Origin of the sequence: Pseudobacteroides cellulosolvens ATCC 35603 = DSM 2933 (genome assembly GCF_001262605.1) — a bacterium.
Classification (GTDB): Bacteria; Bacillota; Clostridia; order Acetivibrionales; family DSM-2933; genus Pseudobacteroides; species Pseudobacteroides cellulosolvens.
On sequence record NZ_LGTC01000001.1, the window covers coordinates 5,612,910 to 5,629,176 of the forward strand.

At 36.4% G+C, this 16,267-nt stretch carries 11 protein-coding genes; 1 reads left to right on the forward strand and 10 read right to left on the reverse strand.

The annotated features are described in order from the left end of the window. Nucleotides 1–15 precede the first annotated feature (15 nt). The 8 genes from Bccel_RS23320 to Bccel_RS23355 form a co-directional block, all read right to left on the reverse strand. Nucleotides 16–2,088: a methyl-accepting chemotaxis protein gene (locus tag Bccel_RS23320; protein WP_036935359.1), complete on the reverse strand. Its 2,073-nt coding sequence runs from the start codon at nucleotides 2,086–2,088 to the stop codon at nucleotides 16–18. A 31-nt stretch (nucleotides 2,089–2,119) separates the two neighbouring features. Next, entirely contained in the window at nucleotides 2,120–4,126 is a 2,007-nt protein-coding gene (locus Bccel_RS23325) for a methyl-accepting chemotaxis protein (RefSeq protein ID WP_036935357.1), read from the reverse strand. Nucleotides 4,127–4,198: 72 nt separating this feature from the next. Next, complete coding sequence (locus tag Bccel_RS23330) at nucleotides 4,199–4,636, reverse strand: chemotaxis protein CheW (protein WP_036935355.1); 438 nt, start codon at nucleotides 4,634–4,636, stop codon at nucleotides 4,199–4,201. Nucleotides 4,637–4,650: 14 nt separating this feature from the next. Beyond that, nucleotides 4,651–7,731 (reverse strand): hybrid sensor histidine kinase/response regulator, encoded by a 3,081-nt coding sequence (locus tag Bccel_RS23335; RefSeq protein WP_050753766.1) that lies wholly within the window; start codon nucleotides 7,729–7,731, stop codon nucleotides 4,651–4,653. 11 nt (nucleotides 7,732–7,742) lie between these two features. Beyond that, entirely contained in the window at nucleotides 7,743–8,489 is a 747-nt protein-coding gene (locus Bccel_RS23340) for an STAS domain-containing protein (RefSeq protein ID WP_036935353.1), read from the reverse strand. Between the two features lie 257 nt (nucleotides 8,490–8,746). After that, nucleotides 8,747–10,885, reverse strand: a complete 2,139-nt coding sequence (locus Bccel_RS29815) for a DNRLRE domain-containing protein (RefSeq protein ID WP_036935350.1) — start codon at nucleotides 10,883–10,885, stop codon at nucleotides 8,747–8,749. 207 nt (nucleotides 10,886–11,092) lie between these two features. Further along, a complete protein-coding gene (locus tag Bccel_RS23350) occupies nucleotides 11,093–13,855 on the reverse strand; it encodes an S-layer homology domain-containing protein (protein WP_050753767.1) in 2,763 nt (920 codons plus the stop codon). Between the two features lie 519 nt (nucleotides 13,856–14,374). Then, nucleotides 14,375–14,554, reverse strand: coding sequence for a hypothetical protein (locus Bccel_RS23355; RefSeq protein WP_036935347.1), 180 nt, complete (start codon nucleotides 14,552–14,554; stop codon nucleotides 14,375–14,377). Between the two features lie 124 nt (nucleotides 14,555–14,678). On the opposite strand from Bccel_RS23355, the gene Bccel_RS32210 reads away from it, so the two are divergent. Continuing rightward, complete coding sequence (locus Bccel_RS32210) at nucleotides 14,679–14,813, forward strand: hypothetical protein (protein ID WP_276326121.1); 135 nt, start codon at nucleotides 14,679–14,681, stop codon at nucleotides 14,811–14,813. Between the two features lie 174 nt (nucleotides 14,814–14,987). Here the strand turns inward: Bccel_RS32210 and Bccel_RS23360 are convergent, their stop codons facing one another. After that, nucleotides 14,988–15,209 (reverse strand): DUF378 domain-containing protein, encoded by a 222-nt coding sequence (locus Bccel_RS23360; RefSeq protein ID WP_036935344.1) that lies wholly within the window; start codon nucleotides 15,207–15,209, stop codon nucleotides 14,988–14,990. Nucleotides 15,210–15,461: 252 nt separating this feature from the next. Next, the gene (locus Bccel_RS23365) at nucleotides 15,462–16,118 is read right to left on the reverse strand and encodes a hypothetical protein (RefSeq protein WP_081926671.1); all 657 of its coding nucleotides are present in this window, start codon (nucleotides 16,116–16,118) and stop codon (nucleotides 15,462–15,464) included. Nucleotides 16,119–16,267 lie beyond the last annotated feature (149 nt).

The following is a 16,267-nucleotide window of genomic DNA, read 5'->3' on the forward strand; positions in this document are numbered from 1 at the left end:
ATTACCATTCCTCTCTCAATTTACATTCTGTATTTTAAACTGTCCGACCAGCTCCTCCAGTTTTCCAGCTATTTCTGTAAGGCCTTTTGCTGAATTGTTGGTTTTAATTGCACCGTCTGAAATATCATTTGATGAACTACTAATTTCCTGAACATTTTTAGCAATATTTACAGCTTCCTTTGAAAAAGCCTGCGTGTCCTTGCTTAGATCAATTATACTTACAGATACCCGTTCTGTATTCATGGCAACATCCGTTGATGCTTTAGAAAGTTCAGAAGCAGACTTGGCAATTTCCAAGACCCTGTTACTTGATTCTTCAACATTTCTTGCGACATTTTGGGATTTTCCTTCAACTTCGAAAATTTGGCGAGTTATAAAAGCTACTTTTTCCGCAGAACGTGAAGCTGCATTGGAAATCTCACTTGTAACAGCACTCTGTTCTGTGACTGCTGTTGCAATGGTACCGGTTATACCGGTTATTTCACTAATTACAGCAGTAATAGCTGCTACAGCATTTACAGCATCATTCATATTTGCCTGCATACTTTCTATCTGTGCACCAATTTCCTCCGTAGCTTCAGCAGTTTGTTTTGCAAGGTCTTTGACCTCATTTGCAACCACCGCAAAACCTTTTCCTGCTTCACCAGCTCCTGCTGCTTCAATTGCTGCATTCAGTGCCAACATATTTGTCTGGTCTGCAATATCATTAATAACCTGTATAACTTTACCTATTTGCCTTGAGGATTCAGTAAGCTTTGATATGATATGATTTGTGTCCCTTGCCTTAATACCTGCATCCGATGCAATATCCATGGATTTTTCACAACTTTTGCTTACCTCTGTTAATGATATATTAATTTCCTTTACAGATGTAACAACATTATCAACTGATGTTGTTACATCTCTTGCTGAATCTGATACCATGCTTATGTTATTTGTTATACCGCTCACTAAATCGCTAACTTCTTTTACTCCCGATGAAACCTGTTCTGAAGCTAATGCAAGATTTCTTATTGTTCCACTCATCTCCTCGACAGCTGAGGCCACCATGCTTATATTTGAGACTGTATTATCAAGGGTTTGGGATGTATGTAACATTCCTGAAGATATTTCGTCTACTGATGTACTTGCAATCTGAGTTTTTGAGCTTGTTTTTTCACTGCTGTCGGCCATATCCTGTGCTATAATTGAAAAGCTTCCGGCTGAACTATTTAAACTATTTGCTGTTTCGCCTATCTTCTTTATAGCATCAGATGTTTTCTCCATAAGCATATTAAAGGATCTTGCCAGATCCCCCAGCTCATCCCTGGAATCAATGCTGCTTCTAACCAAAAGATTACCTTTTTCAGCTTCACTCATATTCTGCCTTATCATGAGGATTCTGTTAACCAACTGTGACGATATGTAAAGTGCAAGGCCTATAGATAATAAAGTTATCAATACCGTCACAATAATTGTCATCATATTGGAGCCGTTTTTTGTAGACTTTGCGGCTTCTCCTGCAAGTGATATATCTCCTTGTACATCCGATATAATATCCTCCAACTGCCTCAACATAGTTGTAAAATTTACATATAATACTTTGAACTGTGCAAACATCTTGTCATCCAGAGCTGTTATCTTTGCATCATTTAAACTTACCCCCTGGGAGTATAGTTTGGACTTTTCTTCAAATATGGCATTGAAGGTATCAAAGCCTTTCCTCCAGGTAACTGCCCCGGCATAATAATTATCCCATAACTTCTTTTCTACTTCATCCCTATTGACACTTTCATTAAAATCCTTAAGAGCCTTATCCCATTCTTCCATACCGCTCTTCATAAGTGCTTCATGGGACTTTCTCAAATTATCGTCTGCAAATATCCTCCTGTTTAATAAGCCCCTTAAAGCTAATCCCATAGTTTTCTGAGAATCAGACAATCTGCTGAGGTTATCAATCTTTGGTATTTGCTCAGTGGAGATATAACTTGATTTTGTCCAAATACTATTCATTCCTAATATTCCTGTTAACGCCACAATCAGTGTCATAGCTACAATAATGCCAAAAGCTGCCATAAGCTTCCATCTGACCCTAAGATTCTTAAACATATAGACTTCCCCCTGATATATTCTTAATTACCTATACCTTGAACTGCTTTACCAGTTCTTCTAATCTCACAGCCAGGCTTGAAAGGTTTTTGGCTGCATTGCTTGTTTCAGATGCTCCGTTGTTGACTTTCTCAGAGGAATTGTTGATTTCCTGAACATTTTTGGATATATCTACAGCACTTTTCGTTATCTCATTGGTATTCCTGCTAATTTCATGAAGGCTTACCGCAGCCCTTTCAGAATTCATTGCAACATCACTAGATGCCTTTGATAACTCTGATGCAGAATGGGCTATCTCTACAACTCCTTTGCTTGATTCCTCAACACTCCTTGCTACATTCTTGGAATTGCTGGCAACTTCAGCTATTTCCCTGGATATCATCCCAACCTTTTCCGCCGAACGCACCGCCGCATTGGATATTTCTCCTGTTGTGGCACTTTGCTCGGTTACTGCCGCTGCAATAGTATTTGTTATTCCAGTTATCTCTCTAATTACCTCAGTTATTTCTGCTACAGCACCTACTGCACTATTCATATTAAATTGCATGCTTTCTATCTGGGTACTGATTTCTTCTGTGGCCTCAGATGTCTGCTTCGCAAGCTCCTTAACCTCATTTGCAACAACAGCAAATCCCTTTCCGGCTTCACCAGCTCCAGCTGCTTCTATGGCAGCATTTAACGCAAGCATATTGGTCTGATCAGCAATATCATTAATAACCTCGATTATCTTACCAATTTGTTTTGATGATTCATTAAGCTTTTCAATTATACTATTTGTATCCTTGGCCTTTGCTCCTGCATCCGAGGCAATCTGCATTGACTTAGCACAGTTCCTGCTTACTTCGTTTAGAGAAATGTTTATCTCTTTAACCGCTGTTACAACATTATTCACTGAATCAGAAACATCCTTAGTGGAATCCGATACCTTGGTTATACTTCCTGTTATTTCTCCCACCAAGCCACTTACCTGTCCTACCCCTGCCGATACCTGCTCAGATGCCGAGGCCAGATTTCTTATTGTTCCGCTCATTTCCTCAACGGCAGATGCAATCATACTTATATTGGATGTTGTATTACTAAGGTTTGCCGACGTCTGAGTCATACCTGCAGATATCTCTTCAACAGAGGCACTTGCCATTGATGTTTTGGTGCTGGTTACACCGCTGCTATCTGCCATATCTTCTGATATATTTAATAGACTTCTAGACGAATCGGCCAGCACTTTTGTAGTTTCATCAATTTTTTTGATAGCATCTGAAGTCTTTTTCATAAAGGCATTAAAGGATTTGGACAAATCCCCAAATTCGTCATTGGAATCATCCTGGACCAGTACTGTCAAATCACCTTTCTCAGCCACTGCCATAGCTTCCTTGATCTTTTTAATTGAACGGCTTATATAGTTACTCATATACATACCAATGGCAACAGCAACAGCCGCACCAATAACTATGAAGATTGACATAATTATTATAGTCATATATGCACTTCTTGTATTAGTATCAGATTTATCTTTTGCATCTTTAACTTTCTTGTCCACCATTGCTTCCAATTTTTGCTGAGTTTCCTTGGATGCTTTCCCTGCTTCTCCATTTGCTGAAATGTTGGCAATAGCTAAACTTTTCATGTTGTTTTTATTTAAGTCAACCACATTATCGTATAAGATAATGTATTGTGCATAGTGCTTTTCGAAATCCTCATACATCTCCATCATTTCATCACTTAGTATTCTAGCTTTAAATTCTTTCAATAAATTATTTATATTTTCTCTTCGCTGGTTAACATCATTCATAATACTCTGAGCTTGGCTCTGGTCTGTTGAAAGAATAATATCACGAATAGCAGTTCTGTTCCTATGAAAATCATTTGTTATATTTGCGAGTTCCTGAATAGGCACTGTCATTTTTTCGTACAATTCGGTATCTGAGTTATCCAACTGCAAAATATTAAAACCTGCAACTGCACTTAATGCCACCATTATCGCAACGATAGCCATAAAGGAACCCATCAATTTAGTTCTTACCTTCAAACTCTTCAGCATATTATATACCCCATTTCTTTTCTGCTTTGAATTTTTATTTTTTACATATTTTGCATTTCTAACAAAAGCTTATCAACTTAATATTAGTTCACTAAAAACAAGATCAGTATCAATTATCCTCAACAAATCATTTTCCAGCCGCACAACATCCTTGATATATTTCTTCCCCACACTGTCTATATTTGCAGGCGGCGGCTCACACATATCCTCAGTGACATCAATTACGTCACCCGTTCGTTCTATTATAATCCCTCTATAATTTGAATTCCCCGACTCTGACTTCAATATAATACAAGTAACCCTGTCAGAATATATGTCATCATTGTAACCGATGATGCCTGCTAAATTAAAAATAGTAACAATCTGACCTCTCATGTTAAAGATCCCCGCTATGTTCTTCTGAGATCTGGGAACTGCAGTATACTCAATATTCCTGTTAATTTCCTTAACATTATTAATCTCTATCCCAAAAAGCTCACCAGAAAGTCTGAAACTTAAAACTTTAAGCAATGAATCTTCCCTCCTTATACCAAAAGAATATCCTTCTTATTCAACGCCTTGTGAACTGCTTCAAGAAGCCTGTCCCTGTCAAGTTTTAACTCATAATAGTTAAACCCCGATTCATAAGCCTTTGTTTTTGCATCTTCACCAGACATTGATGTAACTGCAATAACCGGCAAATCCGTAAGCCTTTTATCTTCCCTTATTTTTTTGACAAGTTCAAACCCATCCATCTCGGGCATCTGTATATCACTGACAACCACATCCACCTTGTTGTTTTCCAAAAGCTCCATGGCAATTCTTCCGTTAGCAGCCTGTATAACCTCATATCCTGCCATTTCCAGATATTCTTTCTCCATTTTCATAAAAAATGGTGTATCTTCTACGAGTAATATGGTTTTTGCTTCTTGAGAAATATAAGCATTTACGGAATAATGTTCAGGATCTGCAAGCTGAAGAATCTCATAAAGATTTAGTATCAAAATAATTCTGTCTTCAAAAATAGTGCTTCCCAATATACCGTTTACCTTTATATTTTCAGTATTTAATGCAATCTTGGCATTAACATTGTCAATGATTTTTTCAACAATTATTCCAATAGGCCTTTTTACATACTTTGGAATGAGAACCTGCTTAACATCACTGCTGTATGTGTCTTTTGATACAGGCAAGAAGTCTTCAGGCCGTATGACCCTCATCGAATCTCCCCTGAACTTTATGTATTCCCTATTTCCTATTCTCTCAATATCTTTGCTCCTAACCTCCTCAACCCTGGATACCATTGACAGGTCTATTGCAAAAGTCTCAGTGCCTGAGCATTTGAACAGCAATATGTTCTGAACCTCAGCATTATATTCGTTTACACCTTTATTACCAATGTCCTTTTCCTCAGTATCATCAGCAAATTTAAGGTTGGAAATTCTGATAAGACCTTCTACATCAAGTATCATTGCCGTTTTCCCATCACCCATTATAGTAACCCCGGAGTAGCAATCACAATTCTTAAAATATACAGGCAGCTGCTTAACAAGTGTCTCCTCGCTTGAATAAATGTAATCCACTGCCAGACCAAAAGATCTATGTCCTACCTGAAGTACCAGTACCCTTGTAACTTCATCCCCATTGCCTCTCCTGTCGGAAGCATCATCTAAATCTTGGTTTTCCAGTCTGGTATCTGAAAAGTTTCTTCTTCTGTCATACCTTTTTTCACCACTAACTTCATCTATATAGGTCCTTTTTATTCCTAGCATATCTGCAAGATGTACTATTGGTAATAGCTTTCCTCTAAGCCTGATAACCTCTGCGTCATGCAAATACTCTATATGCCTGTTCTTATCTTTTGCCTTTATCCTTACAATTTCCTTCAGATTCGCCTGAGGTAAGGCAAATTTATGTCCCTCAACACCTACAATAAGTGTCTGTATAATTGCTAGAGTCAATGGCAGCATCAAACGTATTGTGGTACCTGTACCCTTCCTGCTGAATATCTCAATACTTCCTCCAAGCTTTTCTATATTGGTTCTGACAACATCCATGCCAACACCACGTCCAGATACATCACTTACCTTTTCTGCTGTTGAAAAACCTGGCTTAAAGATAAGCTTGAAAATTTCCTGCTCACTCATCCTGTCTGCCGCTTCTTTTGTAATAATTCCCTTATCAACTGCCTTTTCAACAATCTTCACACAGTCTATACCTGCACCATTATCTATAACCTCAATGTTGACATATCCACCCTCCTGGTATGCGTTCAACTTAATGAGTCCAATCCTGCTCTTATTAGATTTCTCCCTGGCATCGGGGTCTTCCAGTCCATGATCCGCAGAATTGCGAACAAGATGAGTAAGTGGATCTGTAAGAGCTTCTAAAACCGACTTGTCCAGTTCAACCTCGGTTCCTTCCAGTTCTAAGTCAATCTCTTTCCCAAGTGATTTTGCCAGATCTCTTATTATCCGTGGAAATTTATTAAATATATTGGCAATTGGCTGCATCCTGGTTTGCATTATTTTTTCCTGCATACCGCTTGTCAGCCTGTCTATATTCTGCAGAATGGCCGAAAGCCCTGGAATTGATTTTCTATATTCCTCAAGAGTACGAAGAAGCTGGTTTCTTCCTAAAACCATTTCACTTGCCATATTCAGCAAATCATTTAAAACAGTGACATTTACTCTTATATTATCTTCCACCTTAAGCTGTTTAACCTGCTTTAAGGCTTTATCCTGATTATCCATTACTTCATTCGTCATTTCTTCTTTTGATTCTTCACCTTTAGATCCATTTAGTTGTTCCTTTTCTCGGATCTCAAAATGATTATCACTTTCTTTTGTTCTATCAATAATATATTCAAAAATATTATCCTTTGAAACCCCTATGGCATCTGAGAACATATCCATATCTAAAACTGTAGTAACAAATATACCGAGGTATACATCCTTGCTGCCTTCAACCACTGCTTCAATTACATCATCAAAAGAATTAATCTCACTATGATCTGTAATTGTATCTATGACCATTCCAACTGACTGTATTCTATTAAAAAGCTGCACCGGACCTTCAGTATAGCTCAAAAGATCTTTGTTCAATCTCAACCTTAATTCATAAATTCTGTGCCCATGTTTTATGCCATCAGCCAGCAGTTCTTTGTTGCAGCCTTTAAGGACAAATCCTCTCTTGTCATTGCCCGCAACAAAAATAACATCCTCCTTATCACCGCTTTCTCCTGTTTGTGAACCCATTAGGATGTTTCCAAGCTTTTGTAGGTCTTCACTTATATCAACATCTTCACTGTTTAATACATCTTCGATCATATTCTTCAATTGATCATTTGAAGAGAGTATTACATCTACCGATGCAACGTTCAGCTTGATTTTCCCATTCCTAACCTCTGCAAATATGTTTTCCATCGCATGGGCAAGACTAACAATCTTTTTAAGACCAAAAAACCCTGCCGTACCTTTTATGCTGTGAACAGCCCTAAATATTTCATTTATTGCCTCACTGTCATCAACGAGCTTCTCCTTCTTAATCAACAGTGCCTCTACCTTTTCCAGATGGGTTCTCGCCTCATCAATGAATTCCTGAATAAATTCCTGATTTTGAATCATCTTCTCTCTCCTCACTCAACTTCAAAAATCTCATCAAGTTTCATAATTCTAAATAAGTTTATCATTGCAGGAGATGCACCTTTTATAATAACCTTCTTTTCCTTCTGTACAGCAGTTTTGTAAACACCTATTAAAAAGGTTATTCCCATTGAATCAATGTTTTCTGAAGATGACAGATCGATAATGATTTCATCATAATCAGCCTGCTCCTCCAGTTTGCTTTTGGTAAACTCCATCAGATCTTTTACATTCACCGCTATAAGATCGGTATCAGGAGTTAGGATCAGTGTTTTCCCCTCAAGCATAGTATTCATTTTCTCATCATTCCTTCCATATCTTACTGTATATTTATTTAAATACAGCTCTGCATTGATGCAGCTGTCACATACATTAATCATAAAACCCATATCTATCAGTGATGATAAGCCTCTGTTTCTATCTCTTGTAAGAGAATCCTCATGTTCTCTTTCAATGACACATCCTAAGTCGAATCCTTTCCCACCATCGGTAACAGAAATCCTGAGCATATCTTCCCTTATATCCACTTTATAAGCTATTTTCTTTTGAACATTAAAATTGTTTCCGTGCTCAACAGCATTATTAAAAAGTTCCCTTAATGCAAACTGTAAAATAAAATTCAGCTCATCATCTATTTTTATTCCGCCTGATTTTATAGATGCAAATATATCCTCTACAGCTTTATCTGCATCCTGAAATGTGGAATTGAAGTTTGATTTACAGCAATATATGGTAATCACCTTCTTTTATATAATAAGTAATAACTAAAATATAACTTCCGCTATAATTTCCGCTCATGTGTTGACTTAACTCGTCAACACCCGCGTAAAAATCGGAAGTAATATTTTAGTCATTCCTTACCTAATACAATATCGGAATATTCTTTGAATCTCTAAATGGGATAATATAAAAATGCGAGATAACCATTATTTGGTCATCTCACATTTTCTATGCATTAGACATTAATAAAAAATCAACTGATCAATGATTAATATACTCAATAGGCAGTATAATCAGTTGAACTTCTGCCAAAGTTTTTTGCAATAATCATAATATCCTTAATATTGATTACATCATCCTTGTTCAAATCGCAGTTGTCACTAAAGCCCATATCTCCTTTGGCTAAATTAAAGGCTTTAGCCGCACTAATTACATCCAACATGTTTATGGTATTGTCGCCTAAACTATTCTCCCCAATGTCCCCTGCCAAAAGAACTATAGGTTTATCAGCAGTCCCCACCTGAGCCTTGGACCCTTTAAAAGCTATACTCCTCAATTCTCTGGTAATATACGATGGTTTGATTATCTTCAGCGAATATTCACTCAAACCGGCAGGTATATCGTTAATACTGAAATACCCATCGCTGTCGGTAATTCCAAATTTATTTGTGCCTTTAAGCTCCACCTTAAATCCGGACTTTAACTTACCAGGATTTGTGACTGATTCAACATCAGAAGATATATAGCCTTCTACGGTATACTGAGGTAATTCATCAGTATATTCTACCGATATATATGGGGTCATTCCCATATTGTATTCCGATGCTTTAAGTCCAATATCGGTAAGACCTTCATTCACCAGTATCAATCCCATTTTTTTATTAGGTGAAACTGCCCATTTTTTCACTGTCTCAGTAATATCCACTGCAGGATAATATACATGATTCCAGTTGGTCTCCCCTTCAAGATGCGGTATAACAGCTATCGGTAAATTCCTATCGAAGTCACCCCCTGGTGTTGTCCAGCTTACCCCCTGTGCTGCTTGATTCCATGTAACAGCCGCTTCATCAAAGCTTTTTGTAAGCTCATAGAGATACATATTTTGATTTGGTTTGTAATTTCCTTGATTCCATACATAGAATGCTATGGAAGCCTTAAGAATTCTTTTTCCAGAAAGACTTTCAGGCAGCCCAAACTCGATTACAAATCTATCAAAATTATCTACATACGGATGCTCACCAAAATTTGTATTGGGTTCTTGCATTCTTATGAATGAATCCTTTACATAATCCGGCCCCTCAATCCTGACTCTCTTTACAGCTGATGATGGTGTCGGTGTAACCGCAGGTGTGAGCGTTGGTGTACATGTTGGTGTACTTGTTGGTATGTTTGTTGGTGTATATGTAGGTCTGATTGTCGCTGTGTTAGTCGGTGTTACTGTAGCCTTAGGTGTCGGTGTTACTGTATTTGTCGGCGTATATGTAGGTCTGACTGTTGCTGTATTGGTCGGTGTTACTGTGCTTGCTGGTGTTGCTGTGATTCCTTTGTTTCCAGCCCATCCTGCCAGCCTAGCCCACAAATGCCATGCAGCATAGCCTTTCAAGTTTCCATTTACAGCTTGGGTATGAGCCGGTGAACAGTCAAACCAGTCTTTGCCCTCAACATGGGTATTCTGCCACTCCTGTGCCCAGTTACGGCTAACACCATTTAAATGATAATTGCATTCATCGGTTGTGTTTTTATCTCCAAAATAAGTACCATCGGGATTATATGATTCAATATCCTCAAAATCATATAATACTTTATTGTTTTTAATACAATAATCACGGATCCTTTGATTGTTAATATGAAGTTTACCCGTAAGACCTGTACCGTCCGTATGGCCTGTCATATAAACAAATCTTACATTTGGAAAATCTCTCTCAAGGCCAGACATAAGTGAAAGGTAGCTGTCAATGTCACTCTCGCTGGCCCAACTCACCTGACCGCACCAAGACCACATTACCACATTGATAACAGGGTTAGTTTCCAAATAGCTTCTGGTTGCCTTTTCCCATTGTTTCATATCGGGATTTCCCAAGTCATATGCACCGCTAAATGGAGTATCTCTCAGTTCCAACGCACCGCCGCTGCCATTTGAATTATAACTGTAATCGCTTCTTATTCTGTCCTGTATAACATGCATACCTGTAATAAGCTGACTTCCATGGGAAGTATGTCCATATGCAATATGTAGGCTTGACTTAGCTGCATTGATCCATTCCATAGGAATATCGCTTAGTTTTGTACTCAGATGATCCACAATAATTGGAGAGACATTTCCTGCCCCATAGGCTTTAGTACCAAAACCCAAACTATTAAATAACAGCAAAAAACAAATAGTTAGAACAATACTCGTACAACTTCTTTTTTTCATAGTAATCCTCCTCTTCTTAAATAACTTCTATATTGTTCGAAGTTGCCAATTTTTTTAATAGGGAGGTATGGAATTTTTTACATAAAAAACAAGCCCTTATTTAATATTTCATGCATAAATAAAAGAGCTGGCCTCATGATTTACCCACGAGACAGCCCTTTATTCCACATTATAATTTAAGCTTAGTCATGATCAAAAAATTACTTCCTATTTAATTTCCTTATTTACAAGAGTTTCGCTACTAAGTGAATCGTTATTTCTTGTAAAGTAATGATCTATGCTGCATTCTGCAATATGTCCGTATGCCCAGTAATCCTTTTTCACATCCTTGAAGGATACAACCGCACCATTAAGAGGTCCTCTATAAAGCATCCTGTTTATTATGGTTACAGTCTCAACACGTTTAATCTTGGCGTCAGGGAGGAATGTTCCGTCCTGATAACCTGCAATAAGCTTAAGTCTATATATTTCTTCTATATAATTCCTTGCCCAGTGTTTTGAAATATCCTTAAAGTGAAATTGTGAAGGGGCAATATTTTTAAGCTTTAAGTATCTTGCAAGTGCTGTACTCAATTCAGCTCTTGTTATATACGCATCGGGCTTAAATGTATTGTCTATATAACCTTCAAAAAGTCCGCTCTTGGTTGCTGCATATATGTATCCATATGCCCAGTGTTGCTGAGGTATGTCAGCATATACTTTATCTCCGGGTTTTCCCTCAGGTATGTTAAGAACTCTTGTAATCATGGCAGCAACTTCAGCCCTTGTGATACTGCTTTCAGGCAGGAAAGTATTGTCCTTGTATCCTACAACATATTTCTTGTGCTGATTGTCACCAAACCTGTTGGAGTAAAGTAAAATTGGGTAAACAGAACTATCATCGAGGTCATACACGTTTTTCCCACTGGCTGATATGCTGGCGGTAACGCTGGAGTTAACCTCTGCCTTATCCAATAATCCAACCTTTAATTTGTATACCACCTTGCCATCTCCATTACCTTTAACCGTTTTCAAATCCCAGATAATCTGGCTGCCTGATACTACACCGCCTGCTGCATCTTCAACAGTTGTATACTGTGGAATCTGTGCTTTTAATACAGCATCATCAGCACCGGTATCCTTTTTATTCTTATAACTAATTGTAAATAGTATTATTTCATTTTCGCCAAATGCCCTTTTATCTGATGTAAGAAATACCGACAGGTCATATTCTATGGCAACAGCCGGTACTTTACTAACAGGTGCAGTCACAACGGGTGTAGCTGGTGCTGGTGTACCCAATGAACCGTTTGTTGAAGGTGAACTTACAGGTGTAATTGTTGGCACATTCTGAGATGGGTTAATCGGTACTACCGGGTTTCCTGAGTTAGTAGATGGTGAAGGTACAGGTGTCGGCGTTGGTGTTGGTTTTTTTATACTTGCTGGTTTTTGAGCAACATCCGAAAGATTTCCAGCCTCATCAACAGTTTTAGCCCAAACTATATATTTACCTTCATTTATAATTTCAAATTCACCTTTGTATTTAACAAATTCTTTATCATCAGGTGTTGTAACATCATCTGTAACAGCGTATACCACTTCACATACAGCAGAACGGTTATCTGTTCCAGGCTTTATACTCACTTTAATAGGTTCGCCCTCTGAATTTTCCGGATTCGCAGTTATTATAGGCTGTAACGGCTTAACCTTATCTATATTACCGATATCAATAAAACTCTCATCGCTGCAATTTCCTGCGGCGTCAGTTCCTCTTCCATATACAGCTGTATTAACCGCTACCGGTATTGGGTTTGTGTATATTTCCCAAGCACCATCCGGCCCTATTTTATACTCTCTTTTAACAACATCTTCCGGAAATGTAATTGTGACTTTTACATCGTCTTTTGTTATGCCTTTTGGGTCTTGAACTAAAGTAGGTGAATCCGGATGTTTAGTGTCAAAATTGAATGTAATGCTGTTAACATTAGTAAGAGGTGATCTTTTATTTTTTGCATCCACTGCCCATATATAAAGAGTATGATTAGTATTTTGTTCCAATAGGTCATAATCGGGAATTTTCTTTATATCTATGCTACCCGTGAAAGTCTGACTGTTTCCATCAGCCTCAATTATATCTTCATTTAGAAATTCTCCCTCAATAGAATCACCATACTTATCTATGGAATATTTAATTCGCAGCTTATCACCAATATTTTTATCACTGACTTTTCCTTGGATATTGATTATGCTGTTTTGCTCATCATTATACGATTTATTCCTCAAAGGATTTTTAATTTCTGTTATTATAGGTGCTTCATTATATGCATACTCAATTTTGATTTCATGGCTATAATTATATAGCTTCTTGACATATGCATATGTCTGCAGCCCTGCTTGGGTAGGCTCTCCAGTCTTATATAGCCTGATTGTGCCATTTTCATAGGCAACGTCTATGAAATCGGGATATATACCGATCTCCGAAATTTTTCTGGTAATTTTATAATTATTATATTCATAGGTCTGATTATTACCAACTGGGTTTCCCACTTTTCTGTACTTTACTAATTGTCCATTATACAAATCTTCTATTTCATAAGGAATTGATGCAATTTCTGCACCTTTTGTTTTGTATATTAAATCTGAGCCAGCCTCAATAGGTATGCCTCCATATACAGTGAATTCCACACTGTTGCTATATACTGAATATGTAACAGTTTCCTTATATACTTCATCAATAACACTTGGATGTATGACACTGCATGAAACACCAAAGACATCCTTCTCTTTCATGGGATTTTCATTTTTATCAACAAGCACAAACTTTCCATTCCATGGATAATCTCTGACCTCCCCCGATGATAAAACCCAGCTAAACTCCCCTGTTCTGTCTGCCATATAGCCATATGCCGGTACAACACTTTGCATAAGACAAGTAAGAACAACTACTATGCAAAGCATAGCCGATAATAGCTTTCTAATTCCCCATTTCATTTAATTTCATCTCCCTTTTATTTATCTATAGCTGACACCAAATATATGAATATATCTGATAGTTAAGCCCTGAATAAGAACAAAATTGCTTGTGGTTTTATCAACCTTGATCTTTGTCATGAGAAATCGAAGTGTTCGATAGGCCATAATCTCCCACACATTAAAAACATATCCACTTATATTATGAAATTCTCGAAATTGTGTGATTAAAGATCTTTTGTATGAAAAAGTATATTCCCACCATAAAAATACATTAAACAAAATAAATTCAATGATGATAATCAAAGTGGAAATTTATCCAGTATTATATACTAAAATAGATAATTATTCAATATATAAGTCAATTTTTTATGATATTTTTTTGGATGTTTTATTAATTCTTTTGAATTCTTAGCATTATTTTAGATTATTTGATAATCTTTTGTGATTATTATAGCATTATTGAAATTAATAACACGAAGTGTACAACAAACCATAATATACATACACAATAAGGGAGCAATGCTCCCTTTATTGTTTTTATCTTTCAGATAGTTCTATAATTTTATCTCGGGTATTTCTGTCAATCCCACCATCATCGTCAAACCCCAACCCTTTTAGTATCAGAGAACTTTCATCAATTGCTGTCTCTTTGGCCATTTCGTATTTCAAAGCATTATACTTACCTCTTGCACCACTAAGCAAAGAATTCTTTGGCATAAAAAATACCTCCGTTAGATGTATTCTTCTTTATTGGTTTTTTATACTTATAGATATAGTTGTTTAATCATGGACGAGGAGGGTAATATATAAATAATTAATTTAAGGCAAGGGGGTAATAACAATGAATTCAAATGGTAAAGTTTTAAAATTATCAGAAAAGGATAAAAATATAATTACTAAAAACGAAAACATCTGCACTGACTCACATGGGTTTAACTGTACAATTCAGAAGCCCCATGACACTACTAATCAGTAACTAGTAACTATATTAAAAATTAATAGATCTTTATAAATTAAAAAATTAATATACTACTTTTAATAAATTTCATAAATAGATTTATCGTATGCTCGCCGAATACTTAATTAAATTCTTAATCTTAAGTTTCAGCGAGCATACGATAAATATTACTATTCTTTATGCTTTTTCAAATTAAGCCTGATCCCTTGCTGGTGCACTTTCCCTGAAGAGCAAGCTAATGCAGTACAATCCTGCAAGGCCTACTATTGTATATACTACCCTGCTTGGTATAGTTGTTGGATTTGTAAACATGGATGCAACAAGGTCAATCCTGAATAAACCTATTGATAACCAGTTTAACGCTCCAATTATAACTATAATTAATGACAATCTGTCAAGTGGTGTCCTATTCATAATCACAGCTCCTTTTCACACTAACATTTATTCTTTAATTTTTAATAATATTATCTTCTTAAAAGCATAAAAAAATTCATACAGTTAAATTTATATAAAAAGTGCTTAATATCCTTGTAAAAATTTGTAACATAATTTTCTAAATAAAAAAGGCATACCAGTGATTCTGATACGCCTTTTTTATACAATATTATGATTTTATTATAAATATGACTTTCCTTAAAATATGACTTTCCTTAAAATATTAATTTCTTAACCGAAAAACTCCTTATCCAGCTTTTCAAGCTCTTCTGCACCAAGCAAATCATGAAAATATGAATATATTCCGGTATCATCCTCAGCTAGTGTTTCCTTTTCATCTATGTATGCCTTAAGCCTTACTTTCGCCTCTTCTATCAAAGCCTCAAGTTCCTTAATCCTCTTTTGGTTAAACCTTATTTTGTAGTACACAACATTTACAGTTGCTTCTAATAGCTCTAAATTAGCCTCTTTAATACGGTCAGGAATATTTTCAAGTTCCTCCTCTATTGCAGGAAGCCTTACATTTATATGTTTAATCTCCTTTTCACAACAAACCATTTCTTTTTTCGCTTCTTCGTTGTTTTTGTCAAAAACCTCCGGTGTAAGCTGAATAATCCTGTCCATTCTGTCTTTTTTATTAGCTGATATCTCCTTTGTCTCAACCATAAGCCTAGACTGCAGCTTCAAAAGTTCTTTGAGTTTTTCTTCTTTTTCTATGATTTCTGGAGTTCTTTCAATGTTTTTGAAAAGACTGTTCCATCTTTCATCAAGTATCAGCAAAGAAATATTATTCTTTCTAAGAATCTTTTTATCTAACTTATTTTTAGTGTTGCCTTTTTTAATAATTCCTCTTACAGAATCGGCTTTTCCTTTTAAAAACTCAAACATAAAAAGCCTCCTTTTGTTTCTTATAATATTTATCGGCAGTTTTGTCCATAATGAAAAGATATTCTGTTATGGTGAAATTTTTTCACTCTATACATTTTCTACAATAATGCTATTATAGTAATAAAATGGTATTTTACCGTATAACAAAG